This is a genomic window from Pseudoalteromonas sp. FUC4 (assembly GCF_008370255.1).
Classification (GTDB): domain Bacteria; phylum Pseudomonadota; class Gammaproteobacteria; order Enterobacterales; family Alteromonadaceae; genus Pseudoalteromonas.
The window spans coordinates 171,207-196,801 of sequence record NZ_SEUI01000005.1; the positions used below are offsets into that span (position 1 = coordinate 171,207).

A 25,595-nucleotide genomic window follows, 5' to 3' on the forward strand; every position below is an offset into this window, starting at 1 on the left:
TATTCACGACAACTGCGTTAGGGTTATTAAAATTTAAATTTTTAACCACTATGGAGTTATTATGAAAACAGTAGGATATGCAGCAAAAAACCAAGGTTCTGAATTAACAGAATTTTCTTTTGAGCGCCGCGATTTACGAAATAACGATGTAGAAATTGAAATTTTATACTGTGGTGTGTGCCATTCAGATCTACACGCCGTACGAAATGATTGGGGTGGCAGTGACTACCCGTTAGTACCTGGGCATGAAATTGTTGGTAAAGTTATGTCGGTAGGTAGCGACGTTAAAAAATATAAGCAAGGCGACACAGTTGCTGTGGGTTGTATGGTTGATTCGTGCAAAAGTTGCGATCAGTGCGACAACGACGAAGAACAATTTTGCCGCGAAGGCATGGTTGGTACTTACGCAGGCAAAGACCGCATTAGTGGTGAAATGACCCAAGGTGGGTATTCTAAAGATGTTGTTGTACGCGAAGAGTTTGTACTTTCTGTACCAGAAAATTTAGACCTTTCTCGCGTTGCACCACTACTTTGTGCAGGTATTACTACTTACTCGCCACTTCATAAATGGGGCGTAAAAAAAGGTAGCCGTGTTGGTGTTATTGGTCTAGGTGGGCTTGGTCATATGGCCGTTAAAAATGCAGTTGCAATGGGCGCAAGCGTTACGGTAATTGGCCGTAGTGAGTCTAAAAAAGATGATGCGGTTAAATTAGGTGCTCAGCACTACTTAGTGTCATCTAATGATGACGAAATGAAAGACTCGCAGTCGGCTTTTGATGTAATTATTGATACAGTGCCTGTTAAGCATGACCTTTCAATCTACACGCCTTTATTAGACATAGACGGCGCACTAATCATCGTTGGCCAAGTTGGCCCTGTAGAAGAGCTAAACACGGTGCCGCTGTTAATGGGTCGTCGCCAAGTAGCAGGCTCACTTATTGGTGGTATTGCAGAAACGCAGCAAATGCTTGATTTTTGCGGTGAGAATAACGTGCTGCCAGAGTGCGAAATGATCAACATTGACGAAATTAACACAGCATACGAGCGCATGGAAAAATCTGACGTACGATACCGTTTTGTTATCGATATGGCGTCGTTAAGCGCTTAATTTACTAGGGCCTGTTTATCTTTCGAGGTTGAATTTGCAGCAGGCTGTTTGGTATTTAGGCAAGGCAGAGCCTATGTAGTGTGGTTATTCCCCATAAGTAGGCGATAACGCAGCATAAATGCCAAACATGCGCTGCCCTTTGGGTTCTTTCTAGGGGCAATTTACTCTTTGTTGCTCGGTTTTTACTTAGCCCACTAGGTTACAAACCTCAGGCCGCGATTAAATCGCCCCTAGATTGAACAAATTTTAATCCTGAAAGGTCAACAGGCCCTAGGTAAATTAAAAATAAGAGAGCCGCTAATTAGCGGCTCTTTTTGTATTTACTATTTAAAGTATAGATTAACCAGCGGTTTGCGCTGTTGGTTGCTGTTTGTTTAGTTGTAAGTAACTTAGTAGCCACATACCCAAACCACCTAAAAATAATGCAGCTGCTACGTAACCTGTTTGATTAGGCGCCGCACCTTGTGCTATTGCAATACCGCCAACCCAAGGGCCTATAGCATTGGCAGTATTAAATGCGCACTGTACTAATGCACCAATCATAGCGTGGCCTTCGGGCGCAACGTCCATTAAAAGCGTTTGAATCAGCGTAGCCAAGCCCACACTGCAACCAATAAAGAAGATCACCGCGTAAAGAGCCCAAATATTGTTGCTTGCTGTTACATAAGCAAAAGCAAATACAATGGTACATACAAGCGCAAGGCCAGTCGTTTTAATTGCTGATTTATCGGCCGCTTTACCCAGTACATAGTTACCGAGCGTACAACCGATACCAAACATCACCATTGCGATAGAAATAGTATACGGGGCTGTTTTTGTTACCACTAATATGGTGTCGGCAATGTAAGTATAAATACAAAACACTCCGCCAAAGCCAATAATTACAATACCCAAAATAGACCAAACCAGTTTATTTTTGAGTACACCAAACTCGTTTAGTAAGTTAGAAGGTTTAGCGTTATCGATATTTGGCACTACTTTATAAACAAAAATAAAAGCAATAAATGCAAGTACTGCAGCGCCGGCTAAACAATACCGCCAACTTAAATTTTGACCTACAAGTGTAACTACAGGCACACCAACAATAGTAGCCACAGTTAAACCCATAAACACCTTAGACATAAAGCTAGCACGCTTACCTTTTGGGGCAATATCTGATGCTAATAAAATAGCCGCGCCAAAATATGCACCATGAGGTAAACCACTCAAAAATCTAAATATTACCAGCTGCTCAAGCGACGTTGCCATCGCACTTAATCCGTTTGAGATAAACATTAAGCTTATAAAAATGAGCAATGCTTTGCGCTTTCTCATATTAGCAGTTGTGAGCATTAAAATAGGGGCGCCAACTACAACACCAATGGCGTAAGCACTAATTGCATAGCCACTTTGTGAGGGCGTTGAGCCAAATGTTTCGCTAATCAGTGGCAGCATTGGCATCATCGAAAACTCAGATAATCCTAAAATAAATGTGCCAAGTGCTAATACGAGTAAAATAGCGGTTCTGTTAAGTTGACTAGATGCCGACGTTACATCTGATGTCATAGATGATCCCTTAAAGTTTAATTTTAAAAGTGAAACAGCACAATAAATTCTGAATAGAAAATATTATATGTATGCTTAAATATTGGTGTGAGAGGGTAGTCTGTGAGAGCGCTATTTTAAGTTAAAAAAAGTACAGAGTCATGCATAAATTAGTGTTTTTGTTAGGTTTTTAAAATGTTAATTAGAAGAAAATACTACCTAAAATTCATAAAATAAAAAAACTATTTATAAAGCAGGCGCCTGTAAGGTATTAAATATTAGCTGAAAGGCTATTTAAAGCTTATATTTACAGTATAGTTACATGTAGATGTTACATTAATTTGCTAATTTTAGGTCAACAACCCTAGTGCTAATTTACTCCTTAAGGTTTTTATATGTTTGGTATTTCTAAAAAAAACGCAAAAATTGAAGAAATGGAGCTTCAATTAATTCAAAAGCAGTCTGTTTTATCTGCAATTAATAAGCATGTGGCTTATATAGAGTTTACCCCTGAAGGAATAATATTAGACGCAAACCAGTTGTTTTTAAAAACTATTGGTTACAGTAAAGAGCAAATAATTGGTAAGCACCATCGTATGTTTTGCGAAAGTGAGTATGCAAGCTCAAACGAATACAGCAAGTTTTGGCAAGCATTAAAGGCAGGTGACTCTAAAGCAGGATCGTTTTTAAGATATAAAGCGAATGGTGATAAGCTTTGGCTTGAAGCAACTTACTTCCCGGTTGAAGAGCACGGCGTAGTTACTAAGGTTATTAAAATAGCCTCTGATATTACGGCTAGTTACATACAACGAAAGGCACAAGAAGCCATTGCTAGTGCACTTGATAAAGCACTAGCTACGATAGAGTTTACTCCTGAAGGAAATATTTTAAGCGCAAACCAAAACTTTTTAACAACAATCGGGTATAGCTTAAAAGATATTGTAGGTAAGCATCATAAAATGTTTTGTACTGAAGTATTTTATGAGAAAAACCCACGCTTTTGGAGTGAATTAGCGCAGGGGCAGTTTAAGTCAGGAAAATTTAAACGTATTGCCGCCGATGGTTCAGAAATTTGGCTAGAAGCTACTTATAATCCAATATTAGATAGCAAAGGTAATGTAATTAAAATAATTAAGTTTGCATCAAATATTACCGATCGAATTAATAATAACAGTGCAGTAACTGAAGCTGCTGCAATAGCTTATGAATCGGCGGTAGCTACTGCGCAAACAGCTAAAAAAGGCTCTGAAATACTACAAAGCTCTGTTGCAAACTCCGATGCCATTGTAAGCCAAGTACTTAAGTCGGTAGACTTAATTAAAAACCTTAATGAACAATCAGCTGTAATAGGTTCCATTGTTTCTACAATCAGCAGTATTGCTGATCAAACTAATTTACTGGCACTTAATGCTGCAATTGAAGCTGCACGCGCTGGGGAGTACGGCCGTGGTTTTGCTGTAGTAGCTGATGAAGTAAGACAACTTGCAGCCAGTACTAGTAGTTCAACTAATGAAATAGCGACCGTTGTTAAAAATAACCAAGAGCTCACTAATGATATATCAAGGCAAATAACGTCGGTTTCAGATTCTTCTGAGCAAGGCCGGGAGCTTATTGCGAATGTATCTGAGGTCATTAAAGAGATTGAACGCGGAGCAGATATTGTTTCTCAAACGGTCGCTAAGTTAAATGCTTAACGACTGTTTGCATCATTTTTACGTTTTAAGCTGCCAATCAAAGTACTTAAACATGCCTAACAACATTCTTAATTGATAAAGTGCGACAATATGTCGCGCTTTTGCTTTTGCAGTTCACACTATAATTACGCCAATTATTACAGTGGCATAAATTAACAATGGTTTATAAAAGCAAAACTCAAAAAACTTACTTACTTTCCCCTGTCGCACTTTTTATTAGCGGTGTGCTATCTCCTTTTGCATTTGCCGACGATACGCCTTTAGAAGTAATTGAAGTACACGGACATGCTCAAAATAAGCATTTAGCACTTGGTTCGTCAGAATCGTTATTAAGTGATTTAGGTGTCGATTTTTCAGCCGCGGGCGGCGTATCTAACCTCCCTATTTTAAATGGTTTAATGGGCGACAGAGTTAAAGTGTTAATTGATGGCGCAGATTTTACCGCTGCATGCGCTAATCACATGAACCCGCCACTTTCGTATATTTCGGCTAATCAAATTACGTCTTACAATGTGGTTGCAGGCGTGTCGGCTGTAAGCGCGGGCGGCGATAATATTGCCGGTGTTATAAGCGTAAACTCTATTTCACCACAGTATAGCGATAACAGTGAATTAGATTGGCACTCAGGTTATGTGTCAGCAAAATACAGTAGTGTTGATAACGGACGTAAACTTGGGGTAGGCGCTCGTTTAGCAAGCGACACGTTTAGCCTTAATTATCAGGGCTCGTTTAGCGATGCAGATAGTTATGAAGATGGTAACGGTGATGCAGTGCTTGATACGTTGTATCGCGCACAAAATCATAGCTTAACCGCAGCTATGCGCGATGATAAACAGCAATTAGTTATAAAACTAACGCATCAAAAAATCCCGTATCAGGGGTTTGCAAATCAGTATATGGATATGACCGATAACACCAGTTTCGGTGCAATAGCTCAATACAAGCGCTCCTTTGAAAACAGCGAGCTTGAAGGGCAAGTTAACTGGCATAGCGTAAAGCACGAAATGGGTTTTTTCAGTGAAGAAAAAACAGGCATGATGCGAATGAAAACCGATGCACAAGATATAAGTACGCAGCTTAAGTGGCGTATTGCCCTTGATAAGAACAGCACTATTTTACTCGGTCAAGAATATTACAATTACAGCATTGATGATTGGTGGCCAGGTATTGAAGGCTCAACCATGATGGGACCAAACGATTACGTAAATATAAATAATGGCAAACGAGAGCGCATAGCGGCATTTGCTGAATACGAGAGCCAAATAAATACAAAACTGTGGTTAAACGCAGGCGTACGTATTGAAAGTATTAATACCCACGTTGGAGAAGTTCAATCTTACAACGATGGTATGAGTATGATGGATATGGGCGATATGAGCGACATGGGTAGTATGCAAAGTATGTCCATGAGCGATACATCTACAGATAATACCATTGCTGCTGAGAATTTTAATGCTGGCGACAGAGATAAAACCGACACTGTAGTTGACGCTAATTTATTAATTAACTACCAAATAACAAATAATGATGAGCTACAATTTGGCCTTACCCGTAAAAACCGCGCCCCTAATTTATATGAGCGATACAGTTGGGGTGTAAGTACTATGGCAACCACCATGATTGGCTGGTACGGCGATGGTAACGGTTATATTGGTAACCCCGATTTAGATGTTGAAACAGCCCATACTATAAGTGCTACTTATATTAAATCGGCTAAAGATGATCGTTGGCGATTAAGTACTAATGTTTGGTATACCGATGTGAACGATTATATTGATGCTGATAGTGTGAGAAGTTTTAATAGTTATGACTTGGACAATACAGCGCGTAACATTTTGCAGTTTACTAATGTAGATGCCATTTTATATGGTGCAAAAATAGATTTAACAGCCAATATTTATGAATCTAAAAATTTAGGCAATTGGCAGTTACACGCTAATGTTACCAATACCAGAGGCAAGCGCGACGATACTAACCAACCGCTTTACCAAATTAAACCACTGGAAACTCAGCTAGGTATTAGCCAGCAAATGGGTCGGTTTGAAAACGCATTATCTTGGCAGTGGGTCGATACTAAAAGCCGTGTAGATAATAACCGTTTTGAAAACCAAACAGACAGCTACAGCTTGGTTAATTTAAGCTCTAAAGCCACATGGGATGCATTAACGCTAAGCGCAGAAGTGAGTAACGTGTTTGATGAGTACTACCAACTCCCGCTAGGGGGGGTAAGTATTGCAGCACTTAAACAAGATAGTAGCAACGGGTTTGAACAACTTGCAGGACAGGGGCGCTCATTTAATATAAGTGCTAGCTATGCGTTTTAATTAACCTCATATTCAAATTTAAAATAAAGCAAAAGCCATAACCATGTTATGGCTTTTTTGCACTTTAATAATTAAGCCGTAAGCTTATTTTTTATGAAATATTTGTACGCAAAAAGCGTTCTATTAAGCACGCTTGTACTAATTTATAGCGTTATTTTAAGGCAGTGCAGTAAAAAGCAGTAACTTGTTCATCACCCAATGATTAGGAAATACAGTGTTTAAGCAATTTAAAAATAAAGTGATGGGTGCGCCAACAGCTATGGCCGGTTTAGCTTTGGGTATTGCTAGTATGGGGTGGACATGGGAAAACGTTTTTAATTTAAACTCTCAAGGGCAATTTTTGGGATCGGTATTAGCTGGCGTATTAGTTTTACTTTTGGCTGCTAAGTTTTTACTATACCCTCATTTATTAAAAGCCGATTTAGCTCACCCAGTTGCAGGAAGTGTGATCCCTACATTTGCAATGGCTAATCTTGTTATTTCAAACTCAGTTGGGCAATTTAACCCATTAGTTGGCGACATTATGTGGGTTTTAGCTTTTGTTCTGCATCTCATATTTTTGGTGAGCTTTTTATACCAGCGAGCAAAAAAGTTTAATTTTGAAGATATGGCGCCCAGTTGGTTTGTGCCACCAGTGGGGATAATTATTGCAGACATTACTTTTTCGGGAAATCCAACATTAGCGTGGTTAGCTTACAGCGCACTGGTAATTGGTATATCAACGTACAGTATTATGCTGCCAATTATGTTTTATCGTTTTTTATTAGCATTAAAAAGTGACTACGAAATACAGCCAACACTTGCCATTTTAGCTGCGCCTGCCAGTTTAACATTAGCGGGGTATTTTCATATTGTAGCTAATCCATCACTTGTTATAGTGGGGGCATTATTTATATTAGCTATAATAAAAACACTGATTGTTTATGTGTTATTTATAAAGTTATTACGCAGAACTTTTACGCCGAGCTACGCTGCTTTTACATTTCCAATGGTTATTGGGGCAACTGCATTATTTAAAATGAAAGATTGGATGCAAAGTATAAACCTCGCAATGCCATATGTAGATACAGTTAATTACTTAGCTACGTTTGAACTTATAGTTGCCACGGGAGTGGTATGTTATGTAAGTGGTCGGTACTTTTGCCACTTTAAATTATCAAAGCAACAGGTAACGTAAAGTTACTCTTGGATTATTTGAGGCTCATTACTTTCTTGTTCAGCTAGTTTTTTGCGCTCAGCTTTTGATACATAAGACGGTTTGTTGCTTTTATGCAATTTAGCGTTAGTGCGTTTATCTTTCTTTTGAAATTTAGTGACGATTTTTTTACGACGGTTCACAATTAAATACCCTGTTAATTTTAAGTCGCGCATTATACAGTCATCCTCATAAAAGCTGCTATATAAATATTTACCTTAAGTAATCTGTGTGTTTAGCGTAAAGAGCTATAAGTAGGCGCTTCATAGCGTTATAATTACCGCTCTTAGTTATTAATTAAATGGGAATTGTTTTGAAAAAGTTAGCTTTAGCCAGTATTGCTTTATTTGCATTTAGCGCTCATGCGCAGTTAAATAAAAATATTGATAGCGTTGCCGATTACGCAGTAGATACCTATCAAAATGCTCAAATACACACTCTTACCAATTTAGTTGCTTTTCCGACGGTTAATAAGAGCGACATTAGCACTCCTCAAAATCCCGATTTTATTGGCTTTAAAGCACTTTTAAAAATGAAAGCCGCAGAACTTGGTTTCGACTATCAAGATTTAGGCTACACCGTATTAATTGGTATGGGCGAGCAAAGCGAAAAAGTAACCGTAGTAACCCACGGCGACGTGCAACCTGCTAATGCTAGCAAATGGAAACAAAGCCCTTTTATTATTGATACATCTGAACCGGGTAAATTAGTTGGTCGTGGTACTGAGGACGATAAAGGTGCAATAGCAACAGCGCTTTATGCCATGAAGGCAATTAAAGATAAAGGTATAACCCTTAATAACCGTATTGAGCTTATGATTTACCTTGCTGAGGAGTCTGATTGGGGTCCGCTTACTCAATTTATGAAAACGTATGAGCAACCAAAATATGCAGTAACGATTGATGCATCATACCCTGTAGTGGTTGCCGAGAAAGGTTGGAGCTTAATTGCACCTACTTTTAATGCAACATCACCACAGACGGGTTTATATGTGAGTGAAGTAACTGGCGGCGCGTTTAGAAGTCAAATTCCAGAAGATGCCAGCTTAGTACTTCACAATGCAGACGCTGCACTTATTAATACATTAAAAGCAAAAGCTAAAACATTAAATAAAGTTGAATTTAACTTTAGTGAAAAAAGCAATGGTTTAGCAATAAGTGTTAAAGGTATGTCGGCGCATTCATCAGAGCCTGAGTCGGGTATAAACGCCATTGCTTATTTAGCTGAGTTATTTAAAGGCGTGGAGCTTGAAAATAACAGTGACGGCGAGCTAATCGACTTTGTAAATCAGTTAATTGGTTTAGATATTCACGGTAAACAGTTTGGCGAAATAGCCTATAAGCACGACTTTATGGGCCCGATGACAGTGGCACCAACCGTTATTGAGCGCGATGGGAATGCACTAACTCTTGCCGTAAATGCACGTCGCCCAATGGGTAAAGACGAAGCTGTATTACAAAAGCAAATTGATGATGCACTCGCTAATTGGCAAGCCACTAACAATGTAACGCTTGCTAACATAGAAACAATTATTGGCACACCGATGCTACTTGATGGCGCGCCACATGCGCAAAAGCTGCTTGATATTTTCAAGCATTTTACGGGCGACGAAAAAGCTGACTTTGTATCAATAGGTGGTGGCACTAACGCAAAGCTGTTTGATAATGCGGTATCGTTTGGTCCTTCAATGCCAGGTAAGCGCTACACAGGTCATTCAGAGCATGAATTTATGACACTTGAGCAACTTGAACTGAATTTACGTATGTACACAGCAATGATGATAGAGCTAGGTAATATGTAGTTTAAGCCTTACTTAAATTTTAATAATAGGTGTTGAGTACTAATCAGCACCTATGTCCTTAAAATTTACCTCAGGCAAGTTTTCAAAACTTGGTTTGGCAAATAAATACCCTTGCATAAGCTCAACACCTGCGTTTTTAAGCCACTTATATTCTTCTACTGTTTCAATCCCTTCAGCCAGTGCGGTAATATTTAAATCGCGAAACATATTTAAGCAATGAGTTACTATTAATTGGCGTTTTTTGTCGTTGCTTATATCGCGTATGAGCGCCATATCAAGCTTGATAATATCTGTTTGAAAGTCAGCCAGTAGATTTAAACCAGAATAACCTGCACCAAAGTCATCAGTGGCGGTTTTAAATCCGAGAGACTGATAGTAATCAACAATGCGTTTAATGTGTGCGGTGTCTTCAATTTTTTCAACTTCAGTAAATTCAAACATAATATTTTGAATTGGGAAGTTATACTTTTTTGCAGCTTCTAGTGTGGTGCGTATACATCGCTCTGGTTTATAAATAGCATTAGGTAAAAAGTTAATGCTTAGCATTGATGTTATGCCCAGCTTTGCGGCTAGTTGAATAGCTTTAATACGACAAAGCTGATCAAATGCATAGCGGTTGTCTTCATTCACTTTTGAAATAATTGAATAAGCAGACTCGCCATTTAAACCCCTAACCAATGCTTCATAGCCATAAATTAGGCGAGTTTTACAGTTTATAATCGGTTGAAAAGCCATAGAAAAATCAAATTCAAGATCGTTGGCGTCAGCACAATTACTACATGTCACTTTTTCACAATCTTTTGATTTTTCGATCACTTAGTTCATCCTCTTATGTTTATTTTTAAAGTTAGTTGAGGGTAGATCCTAACACAAACAGATTAAAGTATTAGTTTATATTTTTTTTAACGTAATAAGTAATTGTTTATATGTGAGTGATATTATGACTAATGTCATGCTATTTAATGACATTTGGCAGGGGTTTACATTTCGTTTTTATATAAAAATAGATTTATACATTAACAGGAGGATAAACATGAATACATCAACAACAATATTTCAAAGTATTAAACAGTATGCAGTTGCTTTAGGGTCTGTTGATCTTTCAAGGTTAAATTTGCAGCAGTCTGTTTGGTATTTAGGCAAGACAGAGCCTATGTAGTGTGGTTATTCCCCATAAATGGGCGATAACGTAGCATTAATGCCAAACAGGCGCTGCCCAAAGGGTTCTTTCTAGGGGCTATTTACTCTTTGTTGCTCGGTTTTTACTTAGCCCACTAGGTTACAAACCTCGCGCCGCGATTAAATAGCCCCTAGTTTGAACAAATTTTAATCCGCAAAGATCAACAGACCCTAGTGTTTTTAGGATTAATTAATTTAATTACATCACCAAACACCTTATGGGTGATTTGGCCCGCGCTTGGCATGGGGATCGCTTTATTATCTGAAGTCTTAGGTATAAGCAGCTCTAAAAAGGTATCTTGATGATTAGTAAGCCAAGTAATAATTTACTTGGCTTTAATTTAATGTGCTTTATTTACAGTAATCTAAACCTAAATATTTAAAATGCTGATTGAAGTGTCGCATCTAGTGATATTTCGGTATTTAAGAGTTTTGAAATAGGGCAGCTCTTTTTGGTTTGCTCACATAAGGCTTGAAACTGCTCGTTTTGAATATCATCAATACGCGCTTTTACCTCAAGGGCAATATGCGTCACCGAAAAACCATCATCTACTTCATCAAGGCTTACAGTGGCTTTAGTATCAATTTTATCTGCGGTAAAGCCTGCATCACCTAATGCAAGTGAAAGCGCCATACTAAAACATGCACTGTGCGCTGCACCTACTAATTCTTCAGGGTTTGAGCCTGCCTCATCTTCAAAGCGGGTATTAAAACCATATGGTTGTTTATTAAGCGCGCCACTTTGAGTTGATATGCTACCTTTGCCTGTTTTAATGTCGCCAGACCATGTTGAACTTGCCGTTTTTTTAATCGTCATCATCTTCTCCTTGCTTGAGTGTAAGCTTTTCAGGTTATCTAAGCCTTATTTACAAAATAAGCTTATATAAAGCCTTAAAAGCACTAATTACTGATGATGCTGCAAAATAGACGCCAGTTAATTATTACTCTTATTTATTACGCCTGCAGCGCTCTGAACAGAAAATAACGTTATCCCAGTCGCGCTGCCATTTTTTACGCCACGTAAAAGGTTTATTACAAATAGGGCATATTTTTTGAGGTAAGTTTAGTTTTTTGTGCGCCATGCTTACTTAGTCTCACTATTACTTTTAGTATCCGTTTTACTTTTTGTTCGAGTAACTTTTTGAGTACCCCCAACGTGCTTTTTAAGAATCCTCCCTATGGCGCGTTTAACATCGGCTCGCTCACGGTATTGCCATAAGCGCTCGCGTGCTTCTTTTGAAGCCGCTGTTAAATCAAGCATGGGTTCAGGGTAATCCTCACCTAACTTAAAGTCGTTAAATAGCGCTTCCATCGGAGTTTGCTCCCAAGGCTGATGTAAATATTCAATAGGGAGTTTTTCAAGCTCGGGGCACCACTTTTTAATAAATGAACCTGTTGGGTCTTGATCCTCCGATTGTTTAATTGGGTTGTAGTGCCTAATGGTATTAATACCTGTTACCGAGGCTTGCATTTGAATTTGCGGGTAGTGAATTCCGGGCTCAAAATCTAAAAAGTAATTAGCGAGGGGAAAGCTTGCTTGCTGCCAACTTATATTTAAATGATGTGTGACAAAGCTTACAAGCATGGCGCGCATTCTAAAGTTTATATAACCGGTGGCTTTTAAGCAGCGCATACAAGCGTCAATAATGGGAATACCAGTTTGACCTTGCGCCCAGCGTTCAATATCGTTTTTAACATGTTCATCATCACGATACGGAAATACATGATAACCCGGATTAAGGGCTAAAAATTCCATGGAGCACTCGCTTTCAAACTTTTGCATAAAGTGGCAGTGCCAATGCAAACGGGATACAAACGCAGCAAGCGGCCGCTTCCAGCCTCTTTTATCAGGGTGTTTTGAATGATATTCATCAATTGCCATTTGATACACTTGCCTAAGGCTAATGTTCCCCCACGCTAAATACGGAGAAAGCCGAGAGCAATGTGTTTGGCTTAAACTTGGGCTCGATATTCCTTTTTGATAACCTTTACCGCGCTCGGCAAAAAAGCTCTGCATTACAGTTCGCGCATGCAGCGGGCCACCTTGTTGAAAGCTGTCGTGATCTTGCGTGTAAGCGCTTGGTAGCTCAGGCGCTTGATAGTTATTAAGGGTAATTGTTTTTATGCTCTTCCAATTAGGAACAGCAATAGGTGCTTGCATTGTTTGCTGCCAGCGTTCGTTCCAATTATTACGATTTTTTTTGCCGCGAATCACCGCGCCTGTTTGCGACTCTTGCCAGTTAATGTGGTTATGCTGGCACCAAGTTTTAATAGCTTTATCGCGCTCAAAGGTATTGTTTAAGCCTATTTCTTGATGGCTAAATATATTTACTATTTCAAACTGCGTCTTTAACGACTCAAGTAAGTCGCTCATGTTTAAATTAAATATATAAACACAGGCGTTAAAACGCGCTAGCTGATTATTTAACTCAACTATTGATTGATACACAAAGCGCCAGTGCCGCTCATTGTAGTGCGCATCTTCGAGCAGCAATGGCTCAAAGTTATAAAGTAATAGGGTCGGTAAGCCATTACTAAATGCATTTTTTAATGGTTGATGATCGCTAAGACGTAAATCACGTTTAAACCACACGATGTTTATTTTCATATAATTGGTTTATTGCTTTAAATAGAAATAAAAATTAACTTGTTATTTAACTGAGTCAGCCAAACCTATACGTAACTAACTTAAATTAAGATTTAGTTTTAATGTATTAAAAGGAAAAGTATGTTTTTAGATTTAACTGTAAATAAAGAGCTTAATGTTTATTCGTATTTAGTTGGCGGGATCAGCCCTCGTCCAATTGCATGGATAAGTACATTAAGTAGCGACGGTGTGGCTAATATTGCTCCTTACTCATTTTTTACAGTAGCGAGTTGTAATCCACCAGTATTGAGTGTGACGCAAGTAAATCCACGCGATAAGCCAAGTAAAGATACATTAATTAACTTATTAGCGACTAAAGAATGTGTGATTAACATTGTGAGCCATGAACTGGTTGAAAAAATGAATCAAAGTTGTGCTAATTACCCTAGTGATGTTAGTGAGTTTGATGCTGCAAATATAACTAAAATTGATAGCCAAATGGTCGCAGTTCCGAGTGTTGCTGATTCAAAAGTACGCTATGAGTGTAAGCTACGTGAAGTTATTACTATTTCAAGCGAGCCTGGCGGCGGACAAATGATGTTACTAGATATAGTGGGTATTTGTGTTGACGATGAAGTGTTTGTTGACGGTTATATTGACCCAACACTTTTAGATGCGGTAGGTAGAATGGGTGGGGATTATTATGCAACCACTAAGGATAAATTTGTACTTAAACGACCACAAATTTAGGGCGTGTTGATCTTTGTGGATTGAAATTTGTTCAATCTAGGGGCGATTTAATCGCGGCGCGAGGTTTGTAACCTAGTGGGCTAAGTAAAAACCGAGCAACAAAAAGTCAATCGTCCCTAGAAAGAACCCAAAGAGCAGCGCATGTTTGGTCTTTATGCTGCGTTATCGCCTATTTATGGGGAATAACCACACTTCATAGGCTCTGCCTTGCCTAAAAACCAAACATACTGCTGCAAATTCAACCACCAAAGATCAACACGCCCTAATCTTATGTTTATTCTTCCTTAGTTTGTGCACATTGTTTGCACTTTTACTTGTTAACTTTGTTTTATTAAACGTTAAAGTAAAGGTTCAAGCATTGAAAACACTTCTTAAAACAAAAGCCTCTAATGTAACTAAGCTATTTGCGTTAAGTGCGCTTTGTATAGCTTTAAGCGCATGTAACAGCGATTCTACAAGTACTACAACAGACGGCGAAACAGTCAGTAATAGTGCTCCAACGGTTGACGCCGGTATTGACCAAACTGTTAATGCGGGCGATACCGTTTATTTAATTTCAACAGTTGAAGATGATGGCGAAGTATCCGTTAGCTGGTCACAAACATCAGGCTCTACCGTTAGTTTATCTTCAAGTACTGCGACGTCTACTGAGTTTGTTGCACCTGAAGTTTTAATCGATGAAGCACTTGTGTTTGAAATTAGTGCAGATGACGGCACAACCGATGTCGTTGTAGATACCGTTATAGTTAATGTTATTGCTTCATCAGACTCAGACTCAGATACTGGTGCAGTTGATAATAGTGCAAAACTTACCAGCTGGTTAATTAACAACGATACAACCTCCACTTATATACAAAACAATGGCGCAGTGGTTGAAGATGTTCAATCAGTTGAGGTTGTTACTGTTACTGAGGAAGATGCTGACGTTGAATACATGTATGTGCAAACAACTGACATCCCTAAATATGACGTAACGCTTACACAAGACCAAGTAGACGCACTTAATAATCGCCCGCGTGCTGCTACTGATTTTTATAACGGCGTAACCTCAGCAGCAGTAGGCCAAACTATTTCGTTTGGTGAAGATATTGGCTATAACAGCAGCACTGAAAACTGTGATGACACAGGCGGTGCAGGCTATTGGCCTCCAGGACCAGGTTGCCCGACAGAACAAACCGTTGAAGCGTATTTTCCGATAACACCTACCGATTTATCTGACACTGAAACTTGTGAAACAGGTTTAGGTACAGTTGGCTTAATGGTTAATGGCACCAGTATATTTAACTGGGGCGATGGTATGAGCTACGGTAATAATATTTGGTATACATTAGCGCCCATTGCTGAGCAATATGATGTTGATGTGTGTGGCGGACATGCTGCTAACGGTGAATATCATCACCATTTTTACACTAGTTGCTTAGCTGATTTACTTGAAGATGATGGCGATGCACATTCACCTATTTATGGGTTTGCAGCTGATGGCTATCCGCTTTATGGTCCTTATGAAAGTAACGGACAACTAGCATTAAGTGGCTGGGAAATACGTGATTATGGCGCATCAGAAAGTGAAGGTGGTTGTGGTACTGAGGGCGAACGAAGCTGTACCTTAGTTGATCAATACGATGTTAGCCAAGGCACAAAAACAAGTGATGCAGGTCCTGCTATTGGCGCAGAAGTAACGACGCTCTCTGGTAATACATTAAATGCCGACGATGGTTACTACTTTGAAGATTATTACTACGCACAAAAAACAGTAACCGGTGCTCAATTAGATGAGCATAACGGCCACGATACTAACGATGGCAAGGGTTATCACTACCATATAACATTAACGTTAGACAGCGATGGTAAATTACAGCCTTCTTTTCCTTATCAAATAGGGCCTCGTTTTAAAGGGCAATTGGCCGATAATTCAATTGGTCGCTGTGATACGGGCGAAACAATGGGTCCACCACCGGGAATGTAAGGAGTAACTATGCGTTATTTTAAATACGCATTGATCCTAACTACTGCTGCGCTATTGAGCTTTAAGCTCTTTGCGCAGCAGGAAATGATGGATCATAGCCATATGCCCATAGCAGTACCAAATGATATGCCAGTCCCGGCATTAAGCCTTAAGTTATTAAAAGATAGTATGTCGGGTTATAACTTAATTTTAGATACACAGAACTATGATTTATCTGTACCCCCTGAGGGCGCAATGAACATGCAGAAAATGATGAGCGTTACTACAAACGATGACACGGGCTTTTTACAAGGTCATGCTCATTTATATATAAATGGGGTTAAAATACAGCGAATTTACGGACATGCATTGCATTTACCTGCTAACTTATTTAAAACTGGTATAAATACCGTATCGGTTACTTTAAATAATCATGGTCATATGTATTGGACCGCTCAGGGCAAAAAAATAGTTGCTACGTTGTATGTTAACGACCAAACCAAAGAGTTTATAACATACCGATTTGAAAGCTTTCCTAGCAAGGTTGAAAACACGCATTAATGAAAATTCATAATAAACTTTTTTTAATACTATTTAGTTTTACCTTTAGTGTTATTGCTGGGCTGGTGGTTCTTATACAGTGGAGCATAGGGCAAGGCGTAATTGATTTTGTTAATGCAAAAGAAGTAAAAGCGCTTGAACCACTTGTTGTGCAACTTGCAAAGCAATACGAACAAACACCCGCATGGGAACGTGTTGTCGGCAATGGCGAAAATTTTAGAAAACGCGTCGAATCGCAGCTAGAAAATAGCCAGTTTTTACCTAGGCCACCAGAAGGTCTAGGCCCAAGAGGGGGAATGATGCGACGCCCGCCACCCGATCATATTCGTTTAGGGGGAGAGCGCCGCCTACCACCTGAAAATATTGCTCATTACGCTTTGCTTGACGAAAATAAACAGCGAGTAGTGGGTAAATACCTTAGCGATTTAAAATATATAACAACCCCAATTATTGTTAGCGATAAAGTAGTGGGCTACTTAGCGGTTTCTAAAAGAGATAGCTTGGTTGATGGATATGAGCTTGATTTTTTACAGCAGCAAACTAACTACTTATGGTTTATTGCTTTAGCTGCGGTATTGCTTACATTACTGGTTACCTTTTTATTGTCTCGCCACTTAGTAAGCCCAGTAAAGCAAATTGCTAACGGTATGCATCGCTTAACGCAAGGTAATTACGAGACCAAACTTACGCTTGAACGAAAAGATGAGTTGGGCCAATTAAGCGAAGATTTTAATATCCTTGCATTTACACTCGCTAAAGATGAGCAAGTACGTAAGCGTTGGCTTGCTAATATTTCTCATGAGCTTAGGACGCCAATGAGCATTTTACTCGGTGAACTTGAAGCTATGCTACTTGGTATACGAGAACCGAACGCAAAAAACATAAGTTCGGCTAACGATGAAGCTCTACATTTAAAACGCTTAATAGACGACTTGCATATGCTCAATAGCGCAGAGTTAGGAGGTATGCACTACACAATGCAACCTACTGATATGGCTTTATTATTAAATACTATTGAGCAAAAATATCAGGTTATACTTGAGCAGCACAATATAAAAATTTACTTACTCAATAGCGCTAAACATATAACGGTACAAGCAGATAAAACCCGACTTTTGCAGCTGCTCGATAATATTTTAATGAACGCGGTGCATTATGCACAATGCACCACTATTTCATTAACGGCTAACAATATAAGCATTAAAGGGCAAACCTACTTAGAGCTTATAATTGAAGATAATGGTGTAGGTGTAGAGCAGTCGCATTTATCGCATTTATTTGAATATTTATACCGAGTAGATAGTTCGCGTAATCGCCAGGAGGGCGGTTCTGGCTTAGGTTTATCTATTTGCCTGCATATAGTTAAAGGTCATAAAGGTGAAATAGCTGCAGAAAAAGCCAGCTTAGGCGGCCTTGCTATTATTATTAGATTGCCAACTATTTAGTTTATAAAATAAAGTTAAGGTTACTTACAGAGATGCCTATGAGTGAACAAATACTAATTGTGGAAGATGAAGTAAAGCTAGCTAACTTAATGAGTGACTTTTTAAGCAGCCATCACTTTATTACTCATCAAATACATCACGGGAATGAAGTATTGCCTTGGCTTGAAATTAACAGGCCGAGTGTAATCTTGCTAGACATAATGTTACCAGGGCAAAGTGGTATTGAACTGTGTAAAGCAATCAGGCGCTTTTCAAACGTGCCTATTATTATGGTATCGGCAAAAGTAGAAGAAATAGATAGGCTGCTTGGGCTGGAATTAGGTGCAGATGATTATATTTGTAAGCCGTTTAGTTATGCTGAGCTGGTGGCACGCGTAAAAGCTATTTTAAGGCGATTAAATAACGCAAGTGACGTTACAGAGTCAACAATGAAGCTTGATGAGAGCAGCTATAGCGTAAAATATAAATCAAACAGTATAGAATTGACGAACTTTGAATTTCAGCTATTTAAACCTTTGTTTAACAACCCAAATCGTATTTATTCGCGCGATAGCTTAATGGACACTATGTACGCCGATCAGCGTATTGTGAGCCACCGCACTATTGATAGTCATATTAAAAAGTTGCGTAAAAAACTAGATGAAGTGACACAAACTGAAAGTGTTATCCAGTCTGTTTATGGGGTTGGCTACCGATTTGTGCATCCACAGTAAGGTGGAATGAGCTATGACGATGAGTTATTCATCATCGTCAGCATTTTTAATTCGCTCTAAACGGTCAAACTCTTCGTATTCGGCAGCTTGAATTTCATCAAGAATAGAATCTACATCAGCAAGTTCGTCGCTGTCTTCAAATTCACCTGTAAGCGTTGAATTAGGCGTTAAATTGGCCTCTTCAAATAGTGCCCACATTTCTTTAGCGTATTGAGTTTTTAGTATACTTGGCGCAAATTCACCATAATAGCGGCGTATGTTATTTACATCGCGTGCAAACATAGCTTGTGCACTGTTATTTGCTGAAGCGTTAACGGCTTGCGGTAAATCTATAATTACAGGGCCGTTATTATCTACAAGTACATTAAACTCAGATAAATCGCCGTGTATTATACCAGCGCAAAGCATAAGCTTAATGTAATGTATCATGAGTTTATACTGCTCAATCGCTTGCTCTTCACTAAAAACGACATGTCCTAGTTGAGGGGCTACGTTACCATCCTCATCAGAGACGAGTTCCATAAGCAGCACGCCATCAATACAAAAGTAAGTATCAGGAACACGTACACCCACGCCAGCTAAACGAGATAACGCATCAACTTCAGCATTTTGCCAAATTTCTTCTTCTAATTGGCGGCCATAGCTAGAGCGTTTACCCATAGCACGCGCTTGGCGTCCACCACGTACTTTTCGGCCTTCTTGATATTGGGCCGCTTTTTTAAAACTACGTTTAACTGCATCTTTATACACTTTCGCACAGCGAATATGTTCACCACAGCGGACAATAAATACATCGGCTTCTTTACCGCTCATTAGTCGGCTTATTACTTCGTCAATAAGGCCATCATCAACAAGAGGTTGTAGGCGTTTAGGTATTTTCACAGATTGCCTGCTAAGTAGGGTTGGTTATTAATCATTATTTATGAAAGTGCTCTGTATTTGTTTGTTTAATTGGCTCAAGCAGTATATCAGCTTTGAGAATTAAGGGCAGTAACACTACTGCTAGAGAGTAATTAATCGTATTATTTTATTAGCTTATATATTGATTGCAAAGCAATCAACCAGAACTTTTTTGAATCATCAGTTTTTATTAAAAATAATTTATTACTTCCTCATTATTTGCACATTGTTTGCGTTTTTAAAGCGTAAGCTTAGTTTAATTCTTAAACACGAGGTTATTACTATGAAGCATTTTTCAACTCTTGCCACTGTGGCAATATTATCTATTGCTTTTTCAGCTAATGTAGCTGCTCGAGGCGGTGACAATCCTCCTGAAAAACCTGACTTTTCAACTATTGATACTGATGGTGATGGCGTAATTAGCTTTGAAGAGTTTAGTGCTAAAAAACCGCCGCACGGCGATGCACAAACAATTTTTGATTCTATAGATGCCGATGGTAATGGTGAAATTAGTGAACAAGAGCTTAGCGATCATAAACCACCTCGTCGTGAACGTTGAAAGGATACTAAAATGATTAATAATATTGGCAGCAGCTCTGCGAATTTTATGCCGCAACAAAGTAGTCAAGCTGCAAAATTAACAACAGAGCAAAGCGATTTTGTTAAAGAAACGCTTGCACAGTTTGATGCAGAAAACTTAACTAGCGACGATGCGCAAAGTATTCAAGCGGCATTTAAAGAGCAAGGTATTGAACCAACAAAAGAGCTTGCTGATTTAATGGGTGAACTCGAGTTTGATGCTAAAAGCATTGGTGATGCAGGAAGAGCAGAAGGTCAAAGACCGCCGCCACCACAAAACTCATTAGAATCAGTCGATACAGACGAGGTAGTGAGCTACTTAGATGAGCTATTAACTGAGTATTCAAACCAGTTGTCTGATGAAGATAAAGAATCAATACTTGCATCAGTGCAAGAGAAATTTGGTTTAAGCGAAGGCGATTCGCTGCTAAATGTAACTGCTTAGGTGTTATTACTTAGAGTAAAGCCGACTGTTACTCGAAAGTCTTAAGTCCAAAGCCCAACGGTTAATTCTGTTGGGCTTTTTTATTGGCTTAATTGAACCGTGTTTCTATTTTGCTGGTGCCATCTTCTTCGGTAAATTTAAATACAAAATCTTTTTTACCGTCTTGGTTTATATCTACCAGAAGAATATCTTTATTATTTTTAGGCAGCGTTAGCTTTAATTTTTTGCGTTTATCATTTAGCAGTGAGTCTTGCTCTCCGTAATAAATATACAGCGTTTTTTTACTGTATTTGTATACCGCATCAATATAGCTGTCGCCGTTAATATCACCTAAGTAGAGGGCTGGCTCGGAATCATCGCCGTTCATTCCCACTTCCATTTCTAAATCAAGCTCAATACTCGATTTATTGGCAAATGAGCCGTCGGGCTGTTGCTTATAAATGTTCATTTCTACATCGACATCAGTACTACCACCGCCTAATGCCATAGACGCGATAGTACCTAAGCCAATATCTAAATCCATTTTTTGTAAATCAATTAAGCCATCATTATTAAAATCAGTTTTGAGCAATAACTCACTAGGGCCCTGTGTTTCAAATAAGGTAATGGGCGTATTACTAAAGCCTTTAGCACTCCCTAGGTACAAAGTATGTGCTATTTTTATATCTAACGAATCCATACCTTGCGTTGGTTTAAACTGTCTAGTTGTAAAATCTAGAAATCCGTCGTTATTAATATCAATAATTTGCTTTATTTTACGAGTCTCGCCATTGCTTAGCTCGCCTAGCTCAATGTTAAAATCAATTGAGGTGAGCTTTTGCTCAAAGCCCTCTGAATTAGCAAGTAGTACATCTGCTCCAAAGTCATTTGAAAAAACCAGGTCGTTTAATCCGTCGTGGTTAAAATCGATAACCACAGGTTTATTGTTAATATTAACTTCTAGAGAAAGCCCTTTTTCTGAAAAGCGGCCTTCATACTTAGGCGTTTGCTTAAGTTGGTCAGGCTTAAAGCTGCCATCTTTATTTTGAATGTATAAAGTACTGCTTGCTAACCCAGGAATGAAAATATCGCTTAGACCGTCGTTGTTAGCATCGAAAACAAAGTCTACTTTTTCAAATTTATCTATTTTTAATTGATTAAGAACCGACTCATAATTAAACAACAATGTTGGTTTACCTGCTTGAGCTTTATATACGCCATCACTTGTTAGTACGAGTGCTTGTTTATCGGTAATGTTAGCAAGTGTTGCAACATCAAACCCGATGGCGTTTTTTGGTAAAGCAAGTTCACTATTAAGTGATGTAAGTAAATTGATGGCTTCTAATTGTTTTGATTCTTTATTATATGCAAATAAAATCTCTGAATTGGTTGATACTAATTTATCCGTTGTTTTTATTGCCATTGTTTGAGCTATAACGCTTATGGGGGTAAGTAAAGTGATGAGTGAATAGCAAAGTGATTTTATCATGCAAATTCCTTTTTATATTTAGTTGTATCGTTAAAGTTTTTATTATTAAAGCAACGTCAGCGCATAATTTTACGTACTATCCAGCGCTGGTTTTTTTTATACACATGTAAGTTGGATTATATTTAGCCTACGCTAATTACTATGTACTGGGTGTAAGTAATTGTAAGATTATGTTTTAGGAGAGTCTGTTGACCTTTGATGGTTGAAGTTTGTTTAACCCAAGGACGATTTAATCGCGGCGCGAGGTTTGTAACCTAATAAAAAAGGTAGCGCAAAACTCGTATGGTAGTTAAGCGCTTTTAGAGGGAGGGGGTTAACTACACAGCTTATTTTGCCCATGCAGATAAGCGTCTACAAAATCTACTTCCATCGGTTTTGAAAAGTAGTAACCTTGTAGGTGAGATACACCAATATTAGTAAGCGTGTTTGCTTGTTCAATAGTTTCAACGCCTTCGGCAACAACCGTAAAATCTAAAGTGGAGGCCATTTGTACAATTGCATGAATAATACTTAATCCTCGTTTATCCATATTTTGAATAAAGCTTCTGTCTATTTTTACTATATCGACACCAATATCAAGCATGCTTGATAGTGATGAGTAGCCTGTACCAAAATCATCAATTGAAATACAAAAGCCTTGTTTTTGTAGTGCTTTAACGGCTGTCAGAAATGTGAGTTTATCCTCGGCAAATACTGACTCAGTAATTTCTATATGTAGATTTTTAGGCTCCACCTGATGGCGATTTACTATTTTTAATACCTTAGATACAAAATCAGGATCTTGTAGTTGAATAACCGATACGTTTACGCTTATAGCAATTTGTGGTTGTAAGTGACTTAATTTTGTTGCTTGTATACATGCCTGTTCTATTACCCAAATACCTAACTCGGTTATTAAACCGTATTGCTCGGCAATAGCTATAAATTCATCAGGGAAAATATTTTCACCATCTAGTTGCCAGCGTAATAATGACTCAAAAGAGGTTACTTTTGATGTTTTGCTATCAACAATTGGTTGAAATACTAGCCTTAAACTATTTTCTTCTATGGCACAGGCTAAGCGTTGACTCAAAAGGTACTCTCTTTCTTGTTTTAATTTGAGCGAATCGCTATAAATATTGATATTACCTTTAGCTATGCGTTTTTGGTGATACATTGCAGTATCAGCAGAGCGAATTAAGGTATTAAAATCACTCCCGTGCTCAGGGTAAATGGCAATACCAATAGTTGCAGATACCCATTTTTGATATTTATATGCTTCATGCTCGGCACCAATGCTTTGAAGTACTTTATCTGCAAATTCAAAAAGTTCAGCTTGGTTTTGATACGTTGCTAAAATTAAAAACTCATCCCCGCCCCAACGGCATTTAAATAGCTGTTGATTGCATACATTACTAATTCTTCGTGCTATTTCTTTTAATACTTTATCGCCTACTTTATGACCCAACGAATCATTTATTTGTTTAAACCCATCTAAATCTACAAATAATAAAGCAAAGGGTTCTTGAGAGTTATCTGCTAGTTGTTTGTTTGCATTTTTTAAAAATGCAGTTCGATTTAATAAGCTTGTTAGTGGATCTGTATTCGAAAGGCGGTAAATTTCCTCAGTACGTTGCTCTACTTTATCTTCCATTTCATCAAGTAGTTCACGGTTTTGGTTTTTTAACTTTATTGCGCTTTGCGTGAACGATGCTGATTTATAAGATGACGCGACCATAATAGCGGTAAATGTTAGCCCTAAAACACCAAGTACTGAGTTGTAGTTATCGCTAGAAAGCGTTAATAAAAAAGAGTAGGGAGCCAATAAAAGAATACTATAAAGTACAGCAGTTACTCGGCTTCCTGAAAGCAGGTTTGCAGAGCCACCAGCAAATGCAGATAAAATAGCAATCGTTGTTGTAATTTCAATTGTTGACGAGCTGCTATGAAACCATAGTGCATATCCACACCAAGAAAGCGCAGTTAAAATACACCCGGTTGAAAACCTTTTTGAGTATGTGTCAGCATTAAATAACGGGTTATCTTTTTGGGCTTTATAAAACCATATTACATCAATAGCGCGAGCTGCTAATAAGGTGATCATAATGCTTAGCCAAATATTTTTTTCATAGGATATTTGGTGGTTACTCAAATCAAAAGCAAACACTAATATAAAACTGACTACGGTAGAAATGGCAATACCAGAGACAGCATTAGAGTATAAAATTTTAACTGATTCTCTGTGTTCTTCACTGTTTAGATTTTTATATGGCACTAAGCAAAACCTTATACAAAGTCACCCCAACTAGCGATGGGGAAACGTTTAAGAAAATACACTAAATGTTTCAGATGAACAAAAGCGCATTAAACATCGATTAGTTAGGCTCTAATCCTGACTATAGGAATAAATATAGTTTATGAAAGCAAAAAAAAAAGTTAGCACAGCAAAAAGGCTGATAATAAATAATCATTATGAGCCTTAAAATTATCTAGCAGGTTAAAGTGTTAACCACTTTACTTACTGTTTTGTAGATTTAGCCTTCGAAATCACTATCGTTATGGCGCTCTGCCATTTGCTCTTCTTCAGGACCCCATGTGCGATTTACGCGACGACCGCGTTTTACAGCAGGGCGATCAGCAACCTGTTTTGCCCAGCGAACAACATGAGTGTATGAGGCTACATCTAAAAATTCAGCTGCATCATATAAGTCGCCTAAAACAAGCGAGCCATACCAAGGCCAAATTGCAATATCGGCGATTGAGTATTCATCACCCGCCATGTATTCATTCTCGCTTAAATGACGATTTAACACGTCAAGTTGGCGTTTAGTTTCCATGGTAAAACGATCAATAGGGTACTGCATTTTACTTGGGGCGTAGCTATAAAAGTGACCAAAACCACCACCTAAGTATGGCGCTGAGCCCATTTGCCAAAATAGCCAGTTACGACACTCTGTTTTAGCTTTTAAATCTTTAGGGATGAGTACATCAAATTTTTCAGCCAAATACTGTAAAATAGAACCAGATTCAAAGATGCGAGTAGGTGGGGTGGTTGAATGATCCATTAGCGCTGGGATTTTTGAGTTTGGATTAATATCAACAAAGTCAGATCCAAACTGATCGCCATCACCTATGTTTATTAAATATGCGTCATAGTCTGCATCGGTGCAACCAAGCTGTAAAAGCTCTTCAAACATAATTGTAGCTTTTTGGCCATTTGGCGTAGCAAGAGAATAAAGCTGAAATGCGTGCTCGCCAATAGGTAGAGTTTTGTCATGAGTCGCGCCTGCAATTGGGCGGTTAATGCTGGCAAATTTACCGCCACTTTCACTTTCCCACGTCCATACTTTTGGTGGCGTGTATTCGTTTTGATCACTCATAAATAACCTCAATGTTAA

Annotated in this window: 23 protein-coding genes; 13 read left to right on the forward strand and 10 right to left on the reverse strand. The window is 38.5% G+C overall.

What is annotated here, in order from left to right; genetic code table 11:
- Positions 1-61 precede the first annotated feature (61 nt).
- Positions 62-1,108 carry an NAD(P)-dependent alcohol dehydrogenase gene (locus tag EU510_RS15375; protein WP_149594215.1) on the forward strand — a complete coding sequence of 349 codons (1,047 nt, stop codon included), beginning with the start codon at positions 62-64 and terminating at the stop codon, positions 1,106-1,108.
- A gap of 339 nt (positions 1,109-1,447) precedes the next feature.
- On the opposite strand, the gene EU510_RS15380 is transcribed toward EU510_RS15375, so the two are convergent.
- The gene (locus EU510_RS15380; protein ID WP_149594216.1) at positions 1,448-2,653 is read right to left on the reverse strand and encodes an MFS transporter; all 1,206 of its coding nucleotides are present in this window, start codon (positions 2,651-2,653) and stop codon (positions 1,448-1,450) included.
- Between the two features lie 374 nt (positions 2,654-3,027).
- Between EU510_RS15380 and EU510_RS15385 the strand changes: the two genes are divergently transcribed.
- From EU510_RS15385 to EU510_RS15395, 3 genes are all read left to right on the forward strand, one after another.
- On the forward strand, positions 3,028-4,326 hold the full coding sequence (locus EU510_RS15385) for a PAS domain-containing methyl-accepting chemotaxis protein (RefSeq protein ID WP_149594217.1): 1,299 nt from the start codon (positions 3,028-3,030) through the stop codon (positions 4,324-4,326).
- Between the two features lie 158 nt (positions 4,327-4,484).
- On the forward strand, positions 4,485-6,650 hold the full coding sequence (locus EU510_RS15390) for a TonB-dependent receptor (RefSeq protein WP_149594218.1): 2,166 nt from the start codon (positions 4,485-4,487) through the stop codon (positions 6,648-6,650).
- A 214-nt stretch (positions 6,651-6,864) separates the two neighbouring features.
- Positions 6,865-7,827, forward strand: a complete 963-nt coding sequence (locus EU510_RS15395) for a TDT family transporter (RefSeq protein WP_149594219.1) — start codon at positions 6,865-6,867, stop codon at positions 7,825-7,827.
- A gap of 2 nt (positions 7,828-7,829) precedes the next feature.
- Here the strand turns inward: EU510_RS15395 and EU510_RS15400 are convergent, their stop codons facing one another.
- A complete protein-coding gene (locus tag EU510_RS15400) occupies positions 7,830-8,021 on the reverse strand; it encodes a DUF2986 domain-containing protein (RefSeq protein ID WP_149594220.1) in 192 nt (63 codons plus the stop codon).
- 137 nt (positions 8,022-8,158) lie between these two features.
- On the opposite strand from EU510_RS15400, the gene EU510_RS15405 reads away from it, so the two are divergent.
- The gene (locus EU510_RS15405; RefSeq protein ID WP_149594221.1) at positions 8,159-9,646 is read left to right on the forward strand and encodes a dipeptidase; all 1,488 of its coding nucleotides are present in this window, start codon (positions 8,159-8,161) and stop codon (positions 9,644-9,646) included.
- 39 nt (positions 9,647-9,685) lie between these two features.
- Here EU510_RS15405 and EU510_RS15410 read toward each other — a convergent pair whose 3' ends face one another.
- The gene (locus EU510_RS15410; protein ID WP_149594222.1) at positions 9,686-10,462 is read right to left on the reverse strand and encodes an EAL domain-containing protein; all 777 of its coding nucleotides are present in this window, start codon (positions 10,460-10,462) and stop codon (positions 9,686-9,688) included.
- 217 nt (positions 10,463-10,679) lie between these two features.
- Between EU510_RS15410 and EU510_RS20115 the strand changes: the two genes are divergently transcribed.
- Entirely contained in the window at positions 10,680-10,805 is a 126-nt protein-coding gene (locus tag EU510_RS20115) for a hypothetical protein (RefSeq protein ID WP_262501239.1), read from the forward strand.
- A 399-nt stretch (positions 10,806-11,204) separates the two neighbouring features.
- Here EU510_RS20115 and EU510_RS15420 read toward each other — a convergent pair whose 3' ends face one another.
- The 3 genes from EU510_RS15420 to EU510_RS15430 form a co-directional block, all read right to left on the reverse strand.
- Entirely contained in the window at positions 11,205-11,642 is a 438-nt protein-coding gene (locus tag EU510_RS15420; RefSeq protein ID WP_024593544.1) for an OsmC family protein, read from the reverse strand.
- Between the two features lie 130 nt (positions 11,643-11,772).
- Positions 11,773-11,907, reverse strand: a complete 135-nt coding sequence (locus tag EU510_RS15425; protein ID WP_076916399.1) for a DUF2256 domain-containing protein — start codon at positions 11,905-11,907, stop codon at positions 11,773-11,775.
- A 2-nt stretch (positions 11,908-11,909) separates the two neighbouring features.
- Positions 11,910-13,433, reverse strand: coding sequence for a cryptochrome/deoxyribodipyrimidine photo-lyase family protein (locus EU510_RS15430; protein WP_149594223.1), 1,524 nt, complete (start codon positions 13,431-13,433; stop codon positions 11,910-11,912).
- A 120-nt stretch (positions 13,434-13,553) separates the two neighbouring features.
- Between EU510_RS15430 and EU510_RS15435 the strand changes: the two genes are divergently transcribed.
- The 5 genes from EU510_RS15435 (at position 13,554) to EU510_RS15455 (ending at position 18,826) form a co-directional block, all read left to right on the forward strand.
- Positions 13,554-14,162 (forward strand): flavin reductase family protein, encoded by a 609-nt coding sequence (locus EU510_RS15435; RefSeq protein WP_149594224.1) that lies wholly within the window; start codon positions 13,554-13,556, stop codon positions 14,160-14,162.
- A gap of 298 nt (positions 14,163-14,460) precedes the next feature.
- Positions 14,461-16,128, forward strand: coding sequence for a YHYH protein (locus EU510_RS15440; protein WP_149594225.1), 1,668 nt, complete (start codon positions 14,461-14,463; stop codon positions 16,126-16,128).
- A 9-nt stretch (positions 16,129-16,137) separates the two neighbouring features.
- On the forward strand, positions 16,138-16,668 hold the full coding sequence (locus EU510_RS15445; RefSeq protein ID WP_149594226.1) for a hypothetical protein: 531 nt from the start codon (positions 16,138-16,140) through the stop codon (positions 16,666-16,668).
- Positions 16,668-18,113 (forward strand): ATP-binding protein, encoded by a 1,446-nt coding sequence (locus EU510_RS15450; protein ID WP_149594227.1) that lies wholly within the window; start codon positions 16,668-16,670, stop codon positions 18,111-18,113. Before EU510_RS15445 ends, EU510_RS15450 begins: the two co-directional genes overlap by 1 nt.
- A gap of 38 nt (positions 18,114-18,151) precedes the next feature.
- The gene (locus EU510_RS15455; protein ID WP_024597035.1) at positions 18,152-18,826 is read left to right on the forward strand and encodes a response regulator; all 675 of its coding nucleotides are present in this window, start codon (positions 18,152-18,154) and stop codon (positions 18,824-18,826) included.
- Positions 18,827-18,850: 24 nt separating this feature from the next.
- On the opposite strand, the gene EU510_RS15460 is transcribed toward EU510_RS15455, so the two are convergent.
- Positions 18,851-19,708, reverse strand: coding sequence for a PA4780 family RIO1-like protein kinase (locus tag EU510_RS15460; protein WP_002958167.1), 858 nt, complete (start codon positions 19,706-19,708; stop codon positions 18,851-18,853).
- Positions 19,709-20,009: 301 nt separating this feature from the next.
- Here EU510_RS15460 and EU510_RS15465 point away from each other — a divergent pair, with 301 nt between their 5' ends.
- Both EU510_RS15465 and EU510_RS15470 read left to right on the forward strand, forming a co-directional pair.
- Positions 20,010-20,285 carry an EF-hand domain-containing protein gene (locus EU510_RS15465; RefSeq protein ID WP_007581281.1) on the forward strand — a complete coding sequence of 92 codons (276 nt, stop codon included), beginning with the start codon at positions 20,010-20,012 and terminating at the stop codon, positions 20,283-20,285.
- Between the two features lie 12 nt (positions 20,286-20,297).
- A complete protein-coding gene (locus tag EU510_RS15470) occupies positions 20,298-20,750 on the forward strand; it encodes a hypothetical protein (protein ID WP_149594228.1) in 453 nt (150 codons plus the stop codon).
- A gap of 88 nt (positions 20,751-20,838) precedes the next feature.
- Here EU510_RS15470 and EU510_RS15475 read toward each other — a convergent pair whose 3' ends face one another.
- The 3 genes from EU510_RS15475 to yghU all read right to left on the reverse strand — a co-directional run bounded on the left by EU510_RS15475 (position 20,839) and on the right by yghU (position 25,577).
- Positions 20,839-22,218, reverse strand: a complete 1,380-nt coding sequence (locus EU510_RS15475; RefSeq protein WP_149594229.1) for an FG-GAP repeat domain-containing protein — start codon at positions 22,216-22,218, stop codon at positions 20,839-20,841.
- Positions 22,219-22,531: 313 nt separating this feature from the next.
- Positions 22,532-24,472: a putative bifunctional diguanylate cyclase/phosphodiesterase gene (locus EU510_RS15480; RefSeq protein WP_149594230.1), complete on the reverse strand. Its 1,941-nt coding sequence runs from the start codon at positions 24,470-24,472 to the stop codon at positions 22,532-22,534.
- 259 nt (positions 24,473-24,731) lie between these two features.
- Positions 24,732-25,577, reverse strand: coding sequence for a glutathione-dependent disulfide-bond oxidoreductase (gene yghU / locus EU510_RS15485; RefSeq protein ID WP_024604673.1), 846 nt, complete (start codon positions 25,575-25,577; stop codon positions 24,732-24,734).
- Between the last annotated feature and the right edge of the window lie 18 nt (positions 25,578-25,595).

Bases quoted from the DNA above. Each gene is read 5' to 3' on its own strand.
- EU510_RS20115 (WP_262501239.1), top strand. From the start codon at position 10,680: ATGAATACATCAACAACAATATTTCAAAGTATTAAACAGTATGCAGTT.
- EU510_RS15475 (WP_149594229.1), bottom strand. From the start codon at position 22,218: ATGATAAAATCACTTTGCTATTCACTCATCACTTTACTTACCCCCATA.
- EU510_RS15445 (WP_149594226.1), top strand. From the start codon at position 16,138: ATGCGTTATTTTAAATACGCATTGATCCTAACTACTGCTGCGCTATTG.
- EU510_RS15430 (WP_149594223.1), bottom strand. From the start codon at position 13,433: ATGAAAATAAACATCGTGTGGTTTAAACGTGATTTACGTCTTAGCGAT.
- EU510_RS15455 (WP_024597035.1), top strand. From the start codon at position 18,152: ATGAGTGAACAAATACTAATTGTGGAAGATGAAGTAAAGCTAGCTAAC.
- EU510_RS15400 (WP_149594220.1), bottom strand. From the start codon at position 8,021: ATGCGCGACTTAAAATTAACAGGGTATTTAATTGTGAACCGTCGTAAA.
- EU510_RS15435 (WP_149594224.1), top strand. From the start codon at position 13,554: ATGTTTTTAGATTTAACTGTAAATAAAGAGCTTAATGTTTATTCGTAT.
- EU510_RS15465 (WP_007581281.1), top strand. From the start codon at position 20,010: ATGAAGCATTTTTCAACTCTTGCCACTGTGGCAATATTATCTATTGCT.
- yghU (WP_024604673.1), bottom strand. From the start codon at position 25,577: ATGAGTGATCAAAACGAATACACGCCACCAAAAGTATGGACGTGGGAA.
- EU510_RS15385 (WP_149594217.1), top strand. From the start codon at position 3,028: ATGTTTGGTATTTCTAAAAAAAACGCAAAAATTGAAGAAATGGAGCTT.
- EU510_RS15450 (WP_149594227.1), top strand. From the start codon at position 16,668: ATGAAAATTCATAATAAACTTTTTTTAATACTATTTAGTTTTACCTTT.
- EU510_RS15390 (WP_149594218.1), top strand. From the start codon at position 4,485: ATGGTTTATAAAAGCAAAACTCAAAAAACTTACTTACTTTCCCCTGTC.
- EU510_RS15375 (WP_149594215.1), top strand. From the start codon at position 62: ATGAAAACAGTAGGATATGCAGCAAAAAACCAAGGTTCTGAATTAACA.
- EU510_RS15420 (WP_024593544.1), bottom strand. From the start codon at position 11,642: ATGACGATTAAAAAAACGGCAAGTTCAACATGGTCTGGCGACATTAAA.
- EU510_RS15470 (WP_149594228.1), top strand. From the start codon at position 20,298: ATGATTAATAATATTGGCAGCAGCTCTGCGAATTTTATGCCGCAACAA.
- EU510_RS15380 (WP_149594216.1), bottom strand. From the start codon at position 2,653: ATGACATCAGATGTAACGTCGGCATCTAGTCAACTTAACAGAACCGCT.
- EU510_RS15425 (WP_076916399.1), bottom strand. From the start codon at position 11,907: ATGGCGCACAAAAAACTAAACTTACCTCAAAAAATATGCCCTATTTGT.